Here is a 20,099-nt window from a genome sequence, read left to right as displayed (position 1 = left end):
GTTGACTCACAAGTTGGATAAATGGCGTTGTCTTTTTAATGCCGGTTACGCTAGCTAGCTACAAGCGATATTTTTGCAATAAAGGCTTGTAGAAAGTTTGCGTTAAAACGGACAGCAACCGCCAAATACCACGTTGAAACCATGTTAGATGCTTGGTGTAAACGTAGCTGTATTCAATTTCTGGTTTTGCTCCTCGATGTGTTTTAAAGCGCGGTGCGCCAGAACTCATATTGAAGTTAAGGTTATGCGACTTGGCGTATTCTATGGTGAAAATGGACAAACGGCGATACAAGGCTAATTTAGTGGGGAGTGATGTGTCGTACCCAAAAATAGGGCAAGTCATGTCTCCATCAATAATAACCATCCCAAGCGCTGCAACCATTCTTCCTTGGTAAAAAAGCCCTTGTAGCTGAACTAGATCTTCTTGACTCATTCGGTACAGATATTGGGCAGTAAATTTGATATTGTGCTCGCTGTACTTATCTAAATATAAGGCATCATAAAGGGTTTTAGCCCGTTCACATTCTTGCTTAGATTCAAGTGCTCTAAATTCCCAACCAGCCTCTATAAGTAACTTTTTGTCTCTTTTTATGTCGGGTGTAAGTTTGAAATTATCCCAATCGCAGTGCAAATAAACTTGCCTAGTGGCGATTGGTACCCAACCGTCGTTCTTTGCATTCTCAATAATACTGAGATGTTGAAATGGATTGAGTGATCGCAGTAAAAGGGCTTGTCTCGGCGCAAGCTTTAACGCAGCATCACGAATTTTTTGAAGCGATATGGTGCGCCAAGATGAACTGTACATATTGGTCGATAAGCACTGGTTGTTTAGCGTTTGAACTTCATCTAATTTGGCAAGCTTTAAGGGCATAACCACGGCTTTGATCATGAACCGACATAGTATTTGAGCAAACGCGTTTTTTACTTTTGGAAGCTCATCTTCCGCATAACCAGAAATAAGCGATAAAGGGGATACGGCATAGCAGTTATTCGCGATAGGTTGGCTAACTGTACTCGGAATGACGACGCCGTCTATTTCTAAACATGCGAATTTAGCCCAACACTTGTCTATTGGCGCTTCATTGGGGAGCAGGTTTGAAAACTTTCTATGCCAGTCATTTGAGCTATTCATTCAGATTCGCCATTCCACTCTATGTCGAAGGTTGTCGCTGCTGATAGGCTTAGATCCTGCTTTTTTGCGTTGTAGAGAAGCTCCATGAATCCAAGTGCTGTACCATATACAGTGATGGGCACTTGAGAAACAGGAATGGCTGAGGGGGTGTTTAGGAAATCACTCCAGCTTTTTTTGTTGAACAATGATTTCAACCCATCACAAATCAACATTACCCCACCTAAATGTTTTGCACTCACTTGAGGGGAATTCAACGCTGATGTTCTCTTTGAGATGAATTCGTCTTTGTTCCACAAAAGAAGATCCCCAACAAGGTGTAAACCGCTGGTTGCTCTTGGGTTGCACTCAATCACATAGATATCACCGTTATGTTCCATGAAATCAAACGAGGCTTGTCCATGGTAGTTGTGCTGAATGCCAAACGCTTCGATAAACTGAGAAATTCTGGCGTCTTCCGTGGGCTCGAAATAGGTCGCGGCGGAATGATTTAAGCAATATTTGGGTAAGTAACATTGATGTTCGATGAGTTTTCCATGCTCAAAAATAGCGTAAAGGCACAGAGGTGATCCCGACAGTTTTTGCTGCTGTATCCAAGGATATTGCTTGGATACCTCAATCGAAGAGATCGCTTCAATACTAATGTCACGGATGATGTCCGTGCCAAAGCGCGAATAAATCGGTTTAAGAATTGAATTAGAATCGATATCGATTTGCTTTTTGTCGGTGATCAATTGGGTTGTAGGGAGCTTTACACTAGGCAGATTTTCTAGCAAACCAAAAACGTCTTTTTTGTTGTGCAGTGCATAAAGCAAGTCGGGCGGAGGTATAAAACCATTCACATTTGGTCGCTCATTGATGAATTTGGCTAAGTAAAACACTTCTTCACAAGTTGGGATCACCACTTGAATATCAAAGTGGTCAATGGCTTCCAAAATAGCCGCGCGATACCCACTAAAATCGGTTTTTGGGGCAGGGGTTTTAATGTAACCGGATACGCCTTTAGTGTATCGAGCTAGCGGAAATCGTGTGCAATCCGAAAGGTAAACTTGGTGTCCTTGTTTTAGTAATGTTTGAGCCCATTCAAAGGCGACGGGGGCGCGTGCTCCTGTAACAAGAAAACGCATTGGATTATTTTGCATATAGGTTGACCACACGTCTTTGCTTATTGGAAGGGGTCCACTCTGGTGCGTGACCAAATTCAATGGTTACGTCATCTAACTGCAGTGATTTAAATAGCTCCACTAATGCCGCTTTTATTTTGTGATGCCATTGAGGCAGTGCTTCGACTGTTAACTCATTGAGATCGGTTTGAACAATTCGGTAGTCGACCCGATCTGCGATGGTTAATGTGATGGCCCGATAGATAAGATCTGGCAGAACATGTGCTGGAAATTGGTTTCGAGTAAGCAAAAGTTTATCGCCGCACCGCCCAGCTATTGATCCAATCGGTTCGAATACACCACCATCTTCTTTTACTTCAATAATATCGTCCAGTTGGTAGCGAATAATAGGCTGAGTTCGTCGCCTAAAATCGGTAATGATAGGGCTATAGTGGGTTCTTTCTTGGTTCAGCCAATGCTTTTCGATATGAACAATGTCTTGATTCCAGCGCATTTGTCCATGGCTATCGGTGCAAGCCAGAAACCCTTCTGTGCACTGATACACTTCATGAAGCTCACCTTTGAATCTCTCTTGAATGAAATGTCTATCAGCTGGGGTTAACACCTCTGCACCTGAAATAATGCGTTGCGGTGAGATTGCAGGAGATCCAAAACTGCCGCTGAATTCGGCACAAAGCTGCAAGGCTTGGGCACTTCCAATGAGCAACGTGGGCTGGAAATCATCCAATGCTTTCATCCACTCGTGAGTGGGCTTCATCAGGTCCGCAAAAAAGAACTGGATAGGTCCCCGGTTAACGGTGGTATAAAGTGGGCTATTTGCTCGCAGCGCTAAGGCAACTCGATGTTTTTGCCAAACATTGGGTAAAAGCTTACCAAGGATATTGCCCGCCCACATTTGCCTTTCTTTGCTGTCGGCAAGAAAGAGCCCACGCTGTCCTGAAGTGCCAGAAGACAGCCCAACCGTCACATCTCCAACACGAGATTCACTAAATTGGCGTGTAGATTCGCAAGTGAGCGCTCGCTCCATCAATTCCTCACCATCCAACCCTCGGGTGTTAATTCGTGAAAGATTTTCCATCATGAAGGATTTATTGATAATGGGAAACGCTTCCAACGGGAGCCCTTTAAGCCCACGGTATAATGGGGAATGCTCACATACCCAGTCTAAGTGCGCCTGAATTTGTTGCTGTTGCCACGCATTCACTTGCTCGCGAGATTGAAAGCGTGAATAGCGCGCTTTGATAAAATTATTCAACAAGGTGATCATGACATCCACCCCTTTTCTTTTAATCGGTCAATGGTGTCGGAGCAATGTGAAGGCACAAATTCAACTATGTGATTTAGTTGTTGGTAACACTTACGGAGCTCGTTCAGCGTTCGTTTATACGCGCCAACATCGTCGCATAGCATATTGGCTAGCCAGTGTTGATCGACATTCTCAGACAAACTTTCAATAAGCCAGCAAGCATCTGCCAACAAGAAAACCCAGTTATTGCAGAGTTTTGTCAATAAACCGACTTGCCCAGCAGCATGCCCAGGAAGATAAACTAAGAATAACAACCCATCGCCAAATAAATCTTGGCATTGAAGGTCAATGTCGTTTGCTTCTGGTAACACATTGCCTATTGGTTGTGTGATGTTTGAATGGGTACGAATGTTATTTTTTACCGAATCAGGAAGAAGCTTTTTTAAATAGCCCTTTCGGACGCCGCCAACTCGGCTTGACTGAGTCAGCGCGTTTAAACCATCGGGGTGGCAATGAATATCGGCAGAGGCGAACTCGCAAATTGCAGCAATGTGGTCGGCATGAAAATGCGACAACACTACATGCTTGATGTCGGTCTTACTTATGCCTTCCTTGTTTAGTTGCTCCAAAATACCGTCACCTTGATGAAAATGACAAGGCGTCGTCCACGCGTAAAAACGTTCTGGGAATGGGCGAGTTCGTTCAAAAAACGCCTCGTGGTAACCCGTATCAAAGAGCATGTAGCCGTGCGTAGGGTGATGGATAGCGGCAACTGCAGCAGGAAAGGCTCTGGGTTTAATGCCACTACCGGGTTTAACAACAAAACCTGGGTGAACGCAGTGCCCACCTTCAAACAGTTTGATTTTTAGACCAGATGACATAACGCTGAATCCCTTCTTCTATTGATACGTGTGGTTTATAGCCAAGCAATTCTTTCGCTCGGCTAATATCCAAGGTTTGGTGGTAGTGGAATAACCCGGCAGAATAACGCGTTATTTTTGGTTCTGGTCTATTAGGTAATTTTGCTCTTATCCACTCATTGGCGGTCAAAATAGGTAAAAGCCATGAATACGGAAGACCTTTTATGTTGATGCTGTTATTGCTTCCTTGGTGACTTGAGCTTTGTTGAAATAGGCTATGTAGAATATCCAAAACGGGTTTAGGTTCGTCGTTACTGATATTCAAAATGGAACCTGATTCAACATTCTTGGCATGCTCGCAAGCCAGAATGGCGGCATCAGCGACGTTATCTACATAAGTAAGATCCAAAATAGGGTTCCGGCTAGAAGGCATGAGCAGTGTATTTCCTCGAATTGCCTTCATGATTCTAGGCACAATGGCTCGGTCGTTGGGGCCAAAAATCCCACGTGGTCTTAAGATGATACTTTTCATGTCGGTAGGCGCTGATTGAACTAATTGCTCGGCTTGATATTTTGTTTTGGCGTAGTCGTTGCAAAACGGATTGGCGACAGGGTCTGATTCTTTTATTGCCCAGCGATCGCTTTCATCAAAATACACGCTGGTGGTGGAAATATGAATGAAGGTTTTTACCTTTTCTTTTAAAGCCGCATCAAGCAAGTTTTGAGTGCCCAAAACGTTGGCTTGGTAAAAATCATCATAGGTGCCCCATGGGCTTGAAAGGGCGGCACAATGAATGATGGCATCGACGCCATGACAGGCTTGGCGCAACATTTCTTTATCCGACAAATCGCCGAGGTAAGCCGACGCGTTGTAATTCTCTTCGAGTGAAGCGGCAATATTCGGGTTTCTTCCTAAAAATCGTAGGGCGTGTTTTTTGTGGTACAAACGAATAATGGCGTTTCCAAGCATACCCGTCCCACCCGTGACTAAAATCTTCATAGTGTGATGACCCCCATTCCAAGAGACAAACCAGCCGCCGATCCAGCCATGAGCACCTTTTTATCACTACCCGCGTGTTTGTTTCGCAATAGGTGAAGGTTAATAGGAAGTGACGCGGCCACTTGGTTTCCTAGCTCATGGAAATTATTAACGATTTTTTCAGCGTCGAATCCCGTTAATTTGGGCAGTTTTACCATCCCATGGTAGCTGGCTTGATGCGGAAGGAAGAAGGCAATATCGCTTTTGGTTAACTCTGCCCGAGCCAAGCCGCGTTGCAGAAATTTAGGCATGACATTCACAATATGGCGAAACAGAGATTTACCATCCATTTCAAACTGGCAAGCAGCTAGGTAATCCTCGTAAGGGGTTTTATGCGGGTTCACGTTACTGCCGCCACCTTTAATTTGACAGCATTGATAACCTTCATGATGAGTTTCAAACAGCGCTCCGTGAAAACCATAGGCGTCAGGCTTGGCTTCTAACAAATAAGCCGCCGCGCCATCGGAAAACAAAGTTGCTACCTCTGGCCTTGGCTTTTTGAATTTATTCAAAGTAATACCAGAACCCAACTCGCTTGAAACAATCAAAATTCGCTGGTGGCGATTGGCTTTAAATAAGCAATTTGCCAGATCAAGTGCAGATAAAAACGACAAACACGTGCTGTTTACATCGAAACTGGCTAGGGAAGAGGGTGCTTGCAATTGCGACAGTACCGCGGCGGCATCGTAAGGGAGTGATTGGTGGTGGGTACCGCTGGCATAAATAAGAAGGTCAATATCGTTAAGCGAAATATCGGCCTCTTCTAAGCAACCTTTTACGGCTTTCGTTGCCATGAAAAGAGCACTTTCTTCACCTGAGGCAATGTAACGTTTACCGACAGCGAATTTACTTCTACAAGTTCCTTTTTCTAATCCAAGGTAGAGGTCAAAATCATCTCCACTCCAAGGGTATTGGGGGAGATACACATCACTAGAGAGAATCCTAAAAGCCATTTTGTCGTCCAACTATCCGTTTGTAGATTTTTTAATACTAATAAAACAGTGTTCAAAATAAAAGTAATTAAAAGACTTAAATTATCATTAGAGATAACAGTTATCAGTAACTTGTTGTTATTTATTCCACTTTTTAGAGGAACTTAATAGATTTGTTCAGAATGATGTTTTTAAATGCGATTAAAAAACTTAACGGCAGTAAAACCGTTTTTAACAAGAACAGAGCGATAAGCTCCATTAAGCTGATAATGGAATCTTCCACGCTGTTTTGTATCAAGTCAAGCCGTTCGGTTTGAGAGCGTAGCTTACCGGTTAGGCTTTCCCATTCTTGTTTTACTGAACCAAGGAAGCTGGTATCTTCCGTTGGTTTTTCTAGTGCAGAAGGGTCAGAAGCTTGTTGAACAAGTGTGGTGACTTCTTCGATATAAGTGGCTCTGGATTCAATTTGCTGGTCCAAAAATAACGTGTCCACCATGATGTTCAAGCCAAGGGAAATCACCACAGCAAACCGGATCAGCACCATAAACTTAAACACCGAGAACCATTGTTTCTTGTAGCTCTTCATTATGGGTGACCAAATGGACAACAATAACCCCAAAGCACAAAAGGCGAGTAGTGCGTTGGCGAGCTGGGAAGACATCATGATCAACAGGACTTTTTGCAAAGCCAAAGAGCCGACAGCAAGTGTCATTACCCAAGCAAATTTGTCGATTAAATCACTTACAGGGTTCAGTACCTGACCCAGCGTAACGGAAGCCACACCCACGGAAACTTCAGCACTTTTAACAAGCGATATTGCCGCATCTAACGTACGGGCGGTAGCAAAACTTGCCCCTGCCACCAACATACTTTCGTTCACCATCTCATGAGCTTTCTCGTCTGTAACACGCACAAACCCAAGTACCGTGAGAGCAACAACCAATAGCGTTATCCATATCTTTTTGGAAGACGAAAGTTGCGCAGAAGATGAAGTTAGAGGGATTGGGCTTTTTGGATCCGAGCCAGCAGAGTTTTCCATTTAAGTGTTACCGAAGACATGGGAGATAGGTAGGTATTATAACCAGCGTTAGGGTACTCGAATGTTAATAAATTAGAAAAAATGAGCTATTTGGGTTCTAGTTTTTTCCTAAACTCAGATCCTCTTTCATCATACATCTATCAATAAGATCTTTCGAATTAAAGAGTTATAGCCTTCTGTGTAAAAATGCGGCAGAAATCAATCTACTGCCATATGGAACGGTGTATCTAATTGAGAGATTTGTACCTCTATGCTATTTTCGCGCGCTAAATAAGTGGTTAGTTTCATATTGAGTCTATTAACATTAAAAGGTTAATGGCTCTCCGGTAGGCTGCGCGAAGGAAAAATAATGGGAAAACCAGCTGCACATGTAGGATCGGCTCATACTTGCCCTGCTGTAACGGGGAAAGTTCCACATGTAGGGGGACCAGTTGCCGCTGGATCACCTAACGTATTTGTTGGTGGTATGCCAGCAGCGAGACAAGGAGATATGTGTGTCTGCGTTGGTCCTCCCGACAGCATAGCCGCAGGCTCTTCTGGCGTATTTATCAATGGTAAACCAGCAGCCCGTCAGGGCGATGGCACATCACATGGTGGCTCCGTAGCTTCTGGTAACCCGACGGTTTTGATTGGGGAAAAAGCCAGTGGTCCAATGGGGGGCGGTGGGGCTTCTGGAGCCTCAAAAACCAATAGTAGTCCTGAGGAAGATAACCGAGAGTTGCCTAGTGCAGGAGAGTGGGTAAGTGTACAAACGCTCGTTGAACTCGCAGTGGCTGACCAACTGACCGCTGTTTTCTGCAACCGTTCTTCCGGCGGGCATTGCCCATATTGCGGCAATGGCTGTTAGTTTGGAGGAAGTAAGTGAATAAACTCAACGCACTGATGGCAAACGATGCCCTTAATCACTGGATAGTTGTCGACGTAATTCGAGTTCCTGATATTGAGGAACAAATTTATCTCCATGAATCCACTTCAGAAGCCTTTAAGCTCTACGATGAAAGTCCTCTTCAAGAATTTCGCGAACAAAGCCCTGTCATATTCCAATACTTTGGTGCAGAAGGAATTTCTGAGCAGCTTTTTAACGACTTTGCATTTTGCACCAGTAGCGTCATATTTTCTGCAAATGTTGAAGTTGAACCATATCGTATTTTTAAACACCTCCAGTCATTGATGGTTGTGAATATCGACAGCAAGAAAACGTTGCTTCGGTTCTATTCAAGTAAGTTCTGGAATTCTTCATTGGGAAAAATGGCCCAAAGTGATATCGATATGCTTTTAGGACCTTGTCGATACATAAGTTGGGTCAATGAGGATAAAGAGCTTAAGGTTTATCAGGGGACTGAGGTCGACAAACCCAATTCAAATGACGAAATATTGAACTTAAATTCTAGCTACTTTTTGGAATTGATATAAATGGAAATCACAAAAGACATTTGCGTAATTGAAAATAACGATCCAGTTTCATTAATTTCTCGAAAGTTTGGCTTAAGTGTCGATATTGTAAAAGAGCTTAACAGCAACCAACTCAAGTACTCAGATTTTTATTCACTTACAAAAGAAGCCGTAGAAGCGGGTAATGCTGGTGAAGCGGAGAAACGTATTCCCCTTCCAGGTGAACCAGAAGAGCGCGCATGTGGTAATGAAATATGTTCTGAAAAAACGGCAGACTTTGTCGATATCCTCTATGTACCTGCCCACCCGAGTAACGGAAACCCATATTGGTATGCGATTACCCAAAAAGCACAAGATGCCATAAAAAAAGAACAAGATCTGCTTAGTAAATCGGTATCTAAAGACTCTAAAGCAACACTCTCAAAAATGAATGAGCTTGGTCTTCTATCAAAATTTCAAACCGCACCTCATGAAGCTTTTTTGGAAAGCGCTAACGACAAAGAAAGATATAGAGATGTACTTCGAAAGCTGGTTGCATTGCGTTCAGGGGCGGCGGAGTACGCTAAAAATGGTGAAGCGGGTTATGTTATTTATATTGCTGAAGAAGAAGGGTTGGATTACGACAGCTTTTTAGACAGAAGCATTACGTGGGAAAATGTAAAGCAGTATTTTCTTAAAGCACTTCCTTACATTTCGCCACCAGTGGGTCAAATATTAGACTGGATTGCTGAGGACGAGAAAAAAATCAGCCTAATTGAAAAAGCTCGTTGGCGTGTACAAGCAAAATTGGTTGATCACTTAGAAGATGAAATAGATAGGTTGGAATACCTAGCTGAAAGAAGCGCCAAAACCAAAAAAAGTGATGATGGAACTGCATTTGTCTACGACACAAACCTAAAATACTTTACCAGTGAAAGACAAAAGGACATCGCAGCCAGAGTAAAACAACTGTTTCGAGGAAGGCCTTACAAAGACCAAGATATGTCTTTAAATTCTCACGCTACTGCGTTGATAAAATACAAAAAGTTCTGGAATGAAGACGCGAAAGAAACCGCCGATTTTATTTTTAGTGAAACACCTATCACTCGTGGAATGCCTCAAAAAGTAAGAGCGTATCATTCATTTATTAAGTCACTGAATAAGCTCAATATTTATGGCTATCTTATCAAAGAGCAAATTCTTACCAAAGATGAACTGTTTGGAGGGAGTGGCACTCAGTTTGGACCCAATTTCCTCAACAACTCTTCTTACTACAAACATTATAGAGAAAACGCTTGGTTTTCAGACAAAGCCGTCCCGATTGAGATCGAAAATGAACAACATGTTCGCGAGGCGCTAACTCAGGAGTTGGGCTTACAAAGCCTAAGAGGTGTCGACTCGCAAGTACGCTCGAACCTAATTGAAGAGAAATCGAAACAAGTTAACTGGTCTTATTATCCGACATTAGCGGTTATCGAAACCATTGATGCAACATTGGCTGAGTGGCTTGGTGATTTAAGATCGGTCCTTGCTAATCAAGGGGGAAGTACTGCTTCCACAATTCCAGATATATTCAGTGAATTTGTTTGGGTGAAAGCAATTGCAAAAGCTCGCCTAGAAAACTTGAAGAATATGGCGAAAGAGCGAGCAGGAAAGGAGGGCTGTGAGCTAAGTAATCATTACTTGGATAGAATGAACCGAGATACCGTACCAAAAACATTCCAGGTTTTATGGGATGAAACAAAATTTGTCGCAAGTAGAAAGAGTATAGGTTTATTTCGGACTGATTCTGGGGCAGCAGATTTACAAGTCGTGGAATGTTCTCTACTTTCAGACGGCAACGTATATTGGGTAAGAGGACCGAGCTGGTTTATTCCTTCTTCGCAAAGTGAAATAGCGAGAGCAAAAGGGCACGTAAAAGATGTAACAGAAAAGGTCGGGCTTGTAGACCCTATACTCGCTCCGGAGCTCACGCTTGGAGATGCCTTAAAGGCAATAAAAAATGGAGCTTTGTCATCGCTATCCGGACCCAAACTGAACTTAAAATTAGAAATTGACAAGTTTGAGTCAAAAGCGTTCTGGCAGGATTCTTATCATTGGCAAGGCGGTATGCATGAAGAGAAATCAGCCTACATCGCCAATGCGCAAGCACAGTTTTTTCGATTTACTTCTAGCACTGAAGCTACGTTGAACTTGCCTACAACGCAGGTGACAGGGGTTAATGTAAACCGAGACCTCACTGGTGGAGCCTCAATAGGTATGCGTCTCAATTTATTGAGCGGTCAGTTACATTTTGCTACTTGGTTTCCTTTAAATAACAATGCTAAACAGCCCGCCAAAGATGTTGAAGGTATTCGATTAAGTATTCCATACATCGCCAAATTGCCTAAGCAAGATGCTGTAGAAGAAAGGATTTTCGATGGCGGTGAGTTGTTTATGAAGGTTTCTGCCACTGTGTATGGGACAATAGGTGCAAGTTGTAATCTGTCTGCTCAGCTATCCTATGGTCCTTCAACGACGGAGCAAGGAAATATTGGCGTTCGAGGACAAGCGTTTAATGTCGCGAGCTACAACGAGCAAGTAAATGCCCATGCTTCAGCAAGAGTGCATGATACCAATATGAAAATCCCGAAAGGTGTTGCACAGGCTGCTGCCAAGGTTGATCTTTTTGCAGGCGTTGAAGCTGGGGGGAAAATAAATGCCGACGTTTATTGGCGACCACCAACAGTGACTATTTCAGGAGTCGCACACAAAGGGAGTACATTAAAGCTCGGCAGTGTAGGCACACAGTTAGCAGGTAATTACGGAATCGGTTTTTCAGGTGAATTTCGTTTGGTGCTGGATAACGGCGTGCTTACCATCATTGCTGCGGCAAAAGTGGTCTGTGGTCCCGGTGTTTCAGGAAAGTTCTCGTTCGCACTTAACGCCATTAATGCCGACCGATTTATCGCACACTTGCTGAGTATTTTGAAAGAATCAGGTTTCCGATACATTCGATTCTTTGGTGAAAAGGACGAACACGGTAAAAATGAGGCATTTGAGGAGCTGAACCAACAACTAACTCTAGCGGTTTGCCTCGGGCTCACATTAGGTGAAGTACTTTTACTCCCTGCCACATCCTATAACTCTTACAAATTCGATATTCTACAAGAAGATTATGCGCCCACCATCGCTCGCCATATTTTGGATAAGTCTCAAAAAGGTACACAGGCTTGGGTGAAAAATTTACCCCCAGAGACGCTAAGTAACCTGTTTTCTTGCTTAATTAACGCAAAAGAAAAGGGGTGGTTTGAATCCGTTGAAGAGGAAAAGAAAAGATTTTTAGAAAAACTAAATATGGCGAAAGCGTTGGCTCAATTATTTGACTGGATTAAACCTTCGGTACCAAACAAAGAGAATAACCACAAAGTATGTCGGCAATTAGAAGAAGCGCTTATAAGGATGGACTCCAATTTGGAAGAAAATGAAGCGCCTTTACTTCAATGGAAAAAGTTGGCCGACAGTTGGCAGAGAATTGATAGATTTATATCTCCAATAGAGGTTGAAAAAAATATTCTCAATGATGAAGGTGAAAATGTAATAATTGTAGCTGAGGAAGATGCTAAATTTATTAAAAAAAATATGGCTAACGCGATGAAAGTTATAGGCTCAGGCTTTTCATTGTTTAGATACGTAGACGCAAATGGAAATATTCATTACAGAGCTGTAAAGAAATCAACTGAAGATGGCAAGCAGAGTGTTAAAGAAAAGAGTAATACACTTCGGAGTATATATAGAGAGGATAAGTCTTGGGAGGAAATCACGTGAAGTACAATATAAAAAAAATAGTAATGAATACAATCATTACAACTATTGTATTTGTTTTTCTATTTTTAGCTTTCATGTATGGTAGGAAATATTATAGGGATTTGCCAACTGAATTTAAAATAAATCAGTTAGAGAACTCACATGTCTACTCAAGGCTTCTAAATAGTCGAGAATATGTTGGAGTTACAAATAAAGACCCATATATTTCTAGTGCCTACCGACCAGGGGACAAATTATACAAGCCATTACTGGCAGTACAGCAAGGGCGGTGGGATGAAGCGCAAGAACTTCTAGAGCCATTGGTTATGGCTGGTGACACCACCGCCATGTTTTGGTTGGCAGAGATCAATTATTCCACCGGTGCTTTTTCAGGAACCTATGGGGCGACCTTATTTAAAAAGGCAGCCAAACTAGGTAACCCTTATGCAGCTCTAAAATTAGACAGCAACAATGAAGAGTGCCAACGTTTTATGGGCAGGCATTGCAGTAAAGAGTGGGGCGATCTTGCTGAAAAACTGCTAGAAGAACGAGCAGCCAATGGAGACTACAAAGCGCGTTTTGCATTGAGCCGATATCGAGGTTGGAACTCTAAGGAAGACTTTAACGAAGCCGTTGAAGCGGTTATAGAAAGTGCAAAAAATCACTATTTCAGGCCATTAATGGAAGTGGCCTTTCCTTATTATGATGCAAGTGATATAGAGCGGACAAAAATTGAGAGTGATTTGATTAGGTTTATGTTGCATCATAACTATCCTCGTGCAATTTTAATGCTTCACTATGGTGAACGAGAGTTTTCTGATGAGTATAAGAAAGAGATCTATGAAAAGTATATGTTACTCGTTGGGCATAAGGACTTAGCTATCTTAGATTATTATGGCGAAAATTATAGAAATGACAGAGATAAACTCATTTATAGTCTGGCTTTTTCTATGCTTTCAAATACCTATAAAAATGAGTATGGCGGTAAAGTAAGAATTTGGGAATTTGAACACAGATATCTTGAGTCTGGTGATAAATTCACTGAAGAAGAGATTAATAAAGCTAAAAGTTTATTTGAAGAAATGAAAAGCAAGTCTACACCTGTGATTTATATTGATGAAATTGAACCTAGAAGATATCTTTAAATAAAGCACCCGCAATGAAAATAAAACTTTTAAAAGCTGTTCTAGTTCTTACTTTATCTCTCGTAGTTCTATTATTTCTTTTTGTAATTGGAAGGAAAGTATATGAAAGTATACCAACAGGATTCGAAAAGAGAGCAGCTGAAGGTCCTCATGTTTTTCTAAGCCTATTGGAGGATGGGAAATATACGAAAGGGTTAAATAGTGATCCATATATTTCAAGCGCCTACCGACCAGAGGACAAATTATACGAGCCATTACTGGCAGTACAGCAAGGGCGGTGGGATGATGCGCAAGAACTTCTTGAACCTTTAGTTATGGCAGGAGATACCACTGCCATGTTTTGGTTGGCAGAGATTAATTACTCCACTGGTGCTTTCTCAGGAACCCATGGTGCAACCTTATTTAAAAAGGCAGCTAAATTGGGAAATCCCTATGCAGCCCTAAAATTAGACAGTGACAACAAAGAGTGCCAACGCTTTATGGGCAGGCATTGCAGCAAAGAGTGGGGAAACCTCGCTGAAAAACTGCTAGAAGAAAGAGCAGCCAATGGGGACTACAAAGCACGTTATGCATTAAGCCGATACCGAGGATGGGAAACAAAAAAAGACTACGAAGAGGCTGTCAATGTAGCAATTGAAAGCGCTCAAAACAACTACTTTGAACCTTTGAAGTCTATAGCATTTTCTTATTATGATAGGAGTATTAAGGAAAATAGAGAGCTTAGAGAGGAGCTCCTAAAGCTCTTGTTATATAACAACTATCCCCCAGCTTTGGTTAGCTTGTATTTTGGTGATTATAGTTACTCAAAGGTTTATCTTGATGTGATATACAGCCACTATCAATTAATAGTAGGTCATAAGGCTAGAACGATAATGGATTTCTATAGGGACTACTATAAAAATGATAGGGAAAAGATGACATTGAGTTTGGCAGTATCTATGTTGTCCGATAGTTACAAGTCAGAGTTTGGTGGTAAGTATGGCATATCAAAATTTGAATTTGTTTATCTTGAACCTGGTGATTCTTTCTCAGAGGAGGAAATAAAGAATGCTAGAGAAATTTATGAAAAATTAAAAGAAAAATCTACCCCTGTGATTTATATTGATGAGATTGAACCAAGAAAATATCTTTAGTTATAACGCCCTAATTAGGCGCTTGATTTTTATTATGAGATCATTGTTTTCTATATTATTACTGATCATTCCACTGTGCTCTTGGGCTACAGATTCACTAGAGCAAGGAATTCGCTTTTTTAATCAAAAAGAGTACGATAAAGCGCAAAAAATACTTGTTAAAGAGTCCCAAAAAGGAAGCGCTTATGCTACTTATTGGCTCGGAGTGGTTCAATATAAAAATGGCAAACACTTTGAGGCAGGGAATACTTTCTTAAAAGCAGCGGAAATGGGTAGCCCGTGGGCGATGGCAATCTTAGCTGGCGAGGAGTTAAACATCGATAGTCCATGTGATTATTTGGGGTGGTCTTGCGATGAAAAGTGGGCAGACAAGGCATTCGAAGGATGGAAAACTCAAGCCGAAAATGGGAACGGCAAAGCCATGTATGCTATGAGGGTAAAGAAGCCTTATTGGTGGGAGCTTGTTCCTTACTACCGATCTTATAAATCAGAAGAAATCTATAGCCAAGCCTTTGAAAAAGGTTCCAATAGGGCGGCAATGCGAATAGGCAGTTGGATCTCGGAAGAAAATGCATTCGAATATATAAAAGCTGCAGCAAACAAAGGTTACGCACCAGCTATGGTCTCTCTTTATTATCAACTAGAAGAAACCAACTCAGTCGAAGCAGAAAAATGGTTAAATAGAGCTCTAAGATTAGGGTATCCGGAGGCGGCAGAAGCACTTTATCTTAACTATTCTGTTGATGTGAAAGATAACAAAAAAGCGTATTACTATAACCGGTTGTCTGGTTCTCTAGGTGGCCATGAAAGAAATAATAATCGCTTTTTGATAGAAGGTGTTAGAGTTGATGGTATGCCATTATTTGATGAAAATGGAAAGCGAGTTACTAGAAGAATCATTTCTCAAGAAGAACAAGATGAATTAGACCGTCAAATAGAAGAATTTGTCAAAGACATTAAAATTAACTTATTCCTAGATGAAACTTCCATAGAATTATTCTAGTTGAAAGCGCCTGACTCAGGCGCTTACTTTTTATTATGAAATTATTATTGTCTATATTATTACTGATCATTCCACTGTGTTCATGGGCTACAGATTCAATAGAACAAGGAATTCGCCTTTTTAATCAAAAAGAGTACACGCAAGCACAAGAAATACTCTTAGAGGAATCTCGACAAGGCAGCGCTTACGCCACCTATTGGCTCGGGGTGGTTCAATACAAAAATGGTGAGCACTTTGAGGCGGGAGATTCGTTTTTAAAAGCAGCAGAAATGGGTAGCCCATGGGCAATGGCGATTCTGGCTGGCAAGGAGTTGAATTCAAACAGTCCATGTGATTATTTAGGTTGGCCATGCAATGAAGAATGGAAAGACAAAGCATTTGAAGGTTGGAAAGTTCAGGCTGAAAACGGAAATGGAAAAGCCATGTACGCGATGAGGGTAAAGAAACCTTATTGGTGGGAGCTAGTTCCTTTCTATCGTTCTTATAAGTCAGAAGCCATTTACAAAGAAGCATTTGAAAAAGGTGCTAACATAGCGGCATTAAGAGTAAGCAGTTGGGTCTCAGAAGATAAAGCTCTAGAGTATATTGAATCGGCAGCAATTAATGGCTATGCGCCTGCAATGGTCTCAATATACTATTATACAAAGGATACCGACCCACTTGGAGCAGAAGAATGGTTAAATAGAGCTTTAAATCTTGGATACAAAAATGCCGCTGAAGCATTTTTAAATAAGTACTTTATCAAAAAAAATGGGGTTAGAAATATAAGTAAGTCTTATTATTATAATAGAGTATTGGAACAGTTAGGGGGAGATGAAATGAAAAGTGAGGTTTTTATCACTCAAGTTGTTGAAAAGGATGGCGTAGCTACTTTTGATGAAAATGGTAAAATGGTTGTGCGTCGACTTATTTCTCAAGAAGAACAAGATGAATTAGACCGCCAAGTAGAAAAATTTGTCAAAGACATTAAAATCAACCTATTCCTAGATGAAACTTCCATCGAATTATTCTAGTTGAAAGCGCCTTACTAAGGCGCTTACTTTTCATTATGAAACTATTATTTTCTATATTATTACTGTTCACTCCACTGTGTTCTTGGGCTACAGATTCAATAGAACAAGGTATTCGGCTTTTTAATCAAAAAGAGTACACCCAAGCACAAGAAATACTCTTAGAGGAATCTCGAAAAGGCAGCGCTTACGCCACCTATTGGTTAGGGGTGGTTCAATACAAAAATGGCAAACATTTTGAAGCGGGCGACACGTTTTTAAAAGCGGCAGAAATGGGCAGCCCGTGGGCGATGGCTATGCTATTTGAAAATAATATGTATGTAAATTCACCATGCTCCTATCTAGGCTGGGGGTGTGATGATGCATGGAAAGACAAGGCAATTAAAGCATGGGAAGAACAAGCCAAGAACGGTAACGGAAAGGCGTTGTATGCAATTAATGCCAATCGCAGGGATTGGTGGGAGTATATACCATTTTACCGTAGCGGGATTTATAAAGAAATAGCACGAGAAGCGATAAAAAATGGTGGTTATCGGTACTTTAATTACAGTCGCTACTGGGATTCAAATGAAGAGAAGATTAGTTATTTAAAGCTAGCAGCAGATAAAGGTTATGCACCTGCGATGGTATCCCTTTATTATTACGTAAGGGATACTAATCCTGTAGAAGCAGAAAAGTGGCTATATAAAGCATTAAAATTGGGCTATTCAAAGGCTGTTGATGCACTATTTAATAAGTATTTTCTCAAAAAAAATGGTTATAAGGATTATAAAAAGTCTTATTATTACAATAAGCTATCTGAGAAACTTGGTGGACGTAAAGAAAACGATAATCTATTTTTAATAGAAGGCGTTGAAGTTGACGGTATGCCTATATTTGATGATGAGGGAAAGCGAGTTACTAGAAGAATTATTTCTCAAGAAGAACAAGATGAGTTGGATCGTCAAGTAGAAGAGTTTGTAAAAGACATTAAAATTAACCTCTTCCTAGACGAAACTTCCATCGAATTATTCTAGTTGAAAGCGCCTGACTCAGGCGCTTACTTTTTATTATGAAATTATTATTTTCTACATTATTACTGATCATTCCACTGTGTTCTTGGGCAACCGATTCAATTGAGCAAGGTATTCGATTATTTAACCAAAAAGAATATGACCAAGCGCAAGAGATACTTTATAAAGAGTCCCAAAAAGGCAGTGCTTACGCCACATATTGGTTAGGAGTGGCTCAATACAAAAGTGGCAAACACTTTGAAGCAGGTGATACGTTTTTGAAAGCAGCAGAAATAGGTAGCCCATGGGCAATGGCAATTCTCGCTGGTAAAGAGTTAAACATAGATAGTCCATGTGACTATTTGGGTTGGCCTTGTGATAAGGAATGGGCAGACAAGGCATTCGAAGGATGGAAAATTCAAGCCGAAAATGGAAACGGTAAAGCCATGTTTGCTATGAGAGTAAAGAAGCCTTATTGGTGGGAACTTGTGCCTTTTTACCGTTCTTACAAGTCCGAAGAAATTTACAAAGAAGCATTTGAAAAAGGCGCAAACAGAGCCGCAATAAGAGTGGGTAGCTGGGTAGCTGGGTAGCTGGGTAGCTGGGTAGCTGGGTATCGGAAGAGAGTACGCTAGAATATATCAAGGCAGCAGCAGACAAAGGCTATGCACCCGCAATGGTGTCCTTATATTACTATATGAGAGATACTAATCCTATTGAAGCGGAAAAGTGGCTATTTAAAGCATTAAAGCTTGGCTACCCAAAGGCAGCTAAATCTTTTTTAAATAGGCATTATTTAACTGAAGGTAGTTCCAGGGATATAAAAAAGACTTATTACTACAATAGAATTTTAGGGCAATTAGGTGGTGATGAGAAAAGCGATGAAATGATTATAGAAGAACGAGTAGAAGTTGATGGTAGTGTCATGTTTGATGAGAATGGATATATGGTAACCCGAAAGTTAATCTCTCAAGAAGAACAAGATGAATTAGATCGTCAAGTAGAAGAGTTTGTCAAAGATATTAAAATTAACCTCTTCCTAGACGAAACTTCCATCGAATTATTCTAATTGAACGCGCCTAATTTAGGCGCTTTTTCTTCTTTTCTAATCACAAAATAATATGCGGAACATATCGAGCGTAATCTTGGGTGATGAGTGAATCATCCTCTCGGATCGACATGCCTGCTGCTCGGTCGTTGACGAGCCAACTGCCGACAAGGGTGTGACAGTTATTGAATACGGGGAGCGGGTGGTATGCCTGAATAATTGCCCCCTCTTCGCCATACGGTCCATCTGCTGTCGCCACCTCTTTTCCGTCTTTGAAGATTGAGATATTCGCCCCTTCGCGCGAGAAGATCGGTTTTACAACGTAGTCTTTCAATGTATTGGCTTGAGGATCATCCGAGAAGTATGAGGGCAGTAGGTTAGGGTGGTTTGGGAACATTTTCCATAACATGGGAAGTAATGCTTTGTTAGACAAAACAGATTTCCACATAGGTTCCAACCAGTTTACTTTCGCTTCCGTAAGGTGTTGTGCATACTCCTCATTGAACATGAATTCCCATGGGTAGAGTTTGAACATCCAACGGATCGGGCTGTTTTTCAGATCCGTGAACTCGTGGTGTTGGTTCAAGCCAATGTCTTCAATGAACACAAACGCCGTCGAGAGCCCAGCTTCTTTGGCGCAATCCTCTAAATATTGAACCGTTCCTCTGTCCTCTTCTGTGTCTTTACAGCACGAGAAATGCAGCGTTTGACCTGGCTGAGATTTGGCGAGCTGATGGAATCGGTCTATCAGGTAATCTTGCAGAATATTAAATTGGTCGGAGCGCCTGTCCAATTCGCCTGCGTTAACTTTTTCTTCTAACCAAACCCATTGCCAAAACCCTGTCTCGTATAAGCTGGTTGGTGTATCGGCGTTGTTTTCCAGAAGCTTTGCGTGCCCCTTCCCTGAATAAGCAAAGTCGAGCCTCGAATATAAGGAAGGCTCATTGGCTCGCCACGACGTTCGAACGTTTTCCCACATTTCGCTTGGGATCTGAAATTTCGCGAGCAGTTCTTCGTCGTTCACCACTTTGTCGACGACTTGCAAACACATTTGGTGAATTTCTTCGGTAGGCTCTTCGATGTCTTGTTCGATCTGCTCGAGTGTAAACTGGTAATACGCTCGCTCATCCCAATACGGGTCGTCGTACATACTGTGAAAGCCAAAGCCGTATTTCTTTGCAAGTGCGCGCCAGTTTGCGCGCTCTTTGGTATCGATTCTTAGCATCAGGGGTATCGCGCCAG

18 protein-coding genes are annotated in these 20,099 nt (G+C 41.6%); 10 read left to right on the top strand and 8 right to left on the bottom strand.

Annotation, left to right across the window (positions count from 1 at the left end):
* Window positions 1-58 precede the first annotated feature (58 nt).
* From Q8W40_RS18245 to Q8W40_RS18215, 7 genes are all read right to left on the bottom strand, one after another.
* A complete protein-coding gene (locus Q8W40_RS18245) occupies window positions 59-1,132 on the bottom strand; it encodes a GNAT family N-acetyltransferase (RefSeq protein ID WP_305399202.1) in 1,074 nt (357 codons plus the stop codon).
* Complete coding sequence (locus tag Q8W40_RS18240) at window positions 1,129-2,271, bottom strand: carboxylate--amine ligase (RefSeq protein ID WP_305399200.1); 1,143 nt, start codon at window positions 2,269-2,271, stop codon at window positions 1,129-1,131. The genes Q8W40_RS18245 and Q8W40_RS18240 overlap by 4 nt, the downstream gene beginning before the upstream one ends.
* Window positions 2,261-3,520: a F390 synthetase-related protein gene (locus Q8W40_RS18235; RefSeq protein WP_305399199.1), complete on the bottom strand. Its 1,260-nt coding sequence runs from the start codon at window positions 3,518-3,520 to the stop codon at window positions 2,261-2,263. The genes Q8W40_RS18240 and Q8W40_RS18235 overlap by 11 nt, the downstream gene beginning before the upstream one ends.
* A complete protein-coding gene (locus Q8W40_RS18230; protein ID WP_305399198.1) occupies window positions 3,517-4,380 on the bottom strand; it encodes an MBL fold metallo-hydrolase in 864 nt (287 codons plus the stop codon). The genes Q8W40_RS18235 and Q8W40_RS18230 overlap by 4 nt, the downstream gene beginning before the upstream one ends.
* Window positions 4,349-5,359, bottom strand: coding sequence for an NAD-dependent epimerase/dehydratase family protein (locus Q8W40_RS18225; protein WP_305399197.1), 1,011 nt, complete (start codon window positions 5,357-5,359; stop codon window positions 4,349-4,351). Before Q8W40_RS18225 ends, Q8W40_RS18230 begins: the two co-directional genes overlap by 32 nt.
* Window positions 5,356-6,351, bottom strand: a complete 996-nt coding sequence (locus Q8W40_RS18220) for a 3-oxoacyl-ACP synthase III family protein (RefSeq protein WP_305399195.1) — start codon at window positions 6,349-6,351, stop codon at window positions 5,356-5,358. The genes Q8W40_RS18225 and Q8W40_RS18220 overlap by 4 nt, the downstream gene beginning before the upstream one ends.
* A gap of 133 nt (window positions 6,352-6,484) precedes the next feature.
* Window positions 6,485-7,369 carry a hypothetical protein gene (locus Q8W40_RS18215; RefSeq protein WP_305399193.1) on the bottom strand — a complete coding sequence of 295 codons (885 nt, stop codon included), beginning with the start codon at window positions 7,367-7,369 and terminating at the stop codon, window positions 6,485-6,487.
* Between the two features lie 349 nt (window positions 7,370-7,718).
* Between Q8W40_RS18215 and Q8W40_RS18210 the strand changes: the two genes are divergently transcribed.
* The 10 genes from Q8W40_RS18210 (at window position 7,719) to Q8W40_RS18165 (ending at window position 18,878) form a co-directional block, all read left to right on the top strand.
* Window positions 7,719-8,216 (top strand): PAAR domain-containing protein, encoded by a 498-nt coding sequence (locus Q8W40_RS18210; RefSeq protein WP_305399192.1) that lies wholly within the window; start codon window positions 7,719-7,721, stop codon window positions 8,214-8,216.
* Window positions 8,217-8,230: 14 nt separating this feature from the next.
* Complete coding sequence (locus Q8W40_RS18205; protein WP_305399190.1) at window positions 8,231-8,782, top strand: DUF4123 domain-containing protein; 552 nt, start codon at window positions 8,231-8,233, stop codon at window positions 8,780-8,782.
* Entirely contained in the window at window positions 8,783-12,547 is a 3,765-nt protein-coding gene (locus tag Q8W40_RS18200) for a hypothetical protein (RefSeq protein WP_305399188.1), read from the top strand. It abuts the gene before it with no gap.
* Window positions 12,544-13,671 carry a hypothetical protein gene (locus Q8W40_RS18195; protein ID WP_305399186.1) on the top strand — a complete coding sequence of 376 codons (1,128 nt, stop codon included), beginning with the start codon at window positions 12,544-12,546 and terminating at the stop codon, window positions 13,669-13,671. The genes Q8W40_RS18200 and Q8W40_RS18195 overlap by 4 nt, the downstream gene beginning before the upstream one ends.
* Before the next feature lie 14 nt (window positions 13,672-13,685).
* Window positions 13,686-14,804 (top strand): hypothetical protein, encoded by a 1,119-nt coding sequence (locus tag Q8W40_RS18190; protein WP_305399184.1) that lies wholly within the window; start codon window positions 13,686-13,688, stop codon window positions 14,802-14,804.
* Entirely contained in the window at window positions 14,776-15,807 is a 1,032-nt protein-coding gene (locus tag Q8W40_RS18185; RefSeq protein WP_370693403.1) for a sel1 repeat family protein, read from the top strand. Before Q8W40_RS18190 ends, Q8W40_RS18185 begins: the two co-directional genes overlap by 29 nt.
* Before the next feature lie 35 nt (window positions 15,808-15,842).
* Complete coding sequence (locus Q8W40_RS18180; protein WP_305399183.1) at window positions 15,843-16,820, top strand: sel1 repeat family protein; 978 nt, start codon at window positions 15,843-15,845, stop codon at window positions 16,818-16,820.
* 35 nt (window positions 16,821-16,855) lie between these two features.
* Complete coding sequence (locus Q8W40_RS18175; RefSeq protein ID WP_305399182.1) at window positions 16,856-17,833, top strand: sel1 repeat family protein; 978 nt, start codon at window positions 16,856-16,858, stop codon at window positions 17,831-17,833.
* A gap of 35 nt (window positions 17,834-17,868) precedes the next feature.
* Window positions 17,869-18,402: a tetratricopeptide repeat protein gene (locus Q8W40_RS18170; RefSeq protein WP_305399180.1), complete on the top strand. Its 534-nt coding sequence runs from the start codon at window positions 17,869-17,871 to the stop codon at window positions 18,400-18,402.
* Window positions 18,403-18,506: 104 nt separating this feature from the next.
* Window positions 18,507-18,878, top strand: coding sequence for a hypothetical protein (locus Q8W40_RS18165; protein ID WP_305399178.1), 372 nt, complete (start codon window positions 18,507-18,509; stop codon window positions 18,876-18,878).
* 40 nt (window positions 18,879-18,918) lie between these two features.
* On the opposite strand, the gene Q8W40_RS18160 is transcribed toward Q8W40_RS18165, so the two are convergent.
* Complete coding sequence (locus Q8W40_RS18160) at window positions 18,919-20,082, bottom strand: glutathionylspermidine synthase family protein (RefSeq protein WP_305399176.1); 1,164 nt, start codon at window positions 20,080-20,082, stop codon at window positions 18,919-18,921.
* Window positions 20,083-20,099: the final 17 nt, after the last annotated feature.

The organism is Vibrio penaeicida (assembly GCF_030689305.1).
GTDB lineage: Bacteria > Pseudomonadota > Gammaproteobacteria > Enterobacterales > Vibrionaceae > Vibrio > Vibrio penaeicida_B.
Note: the sequence above shows the minus strand (reverse complement) of the source record. Positions and strands in the feature narration are given on the sequence as shown.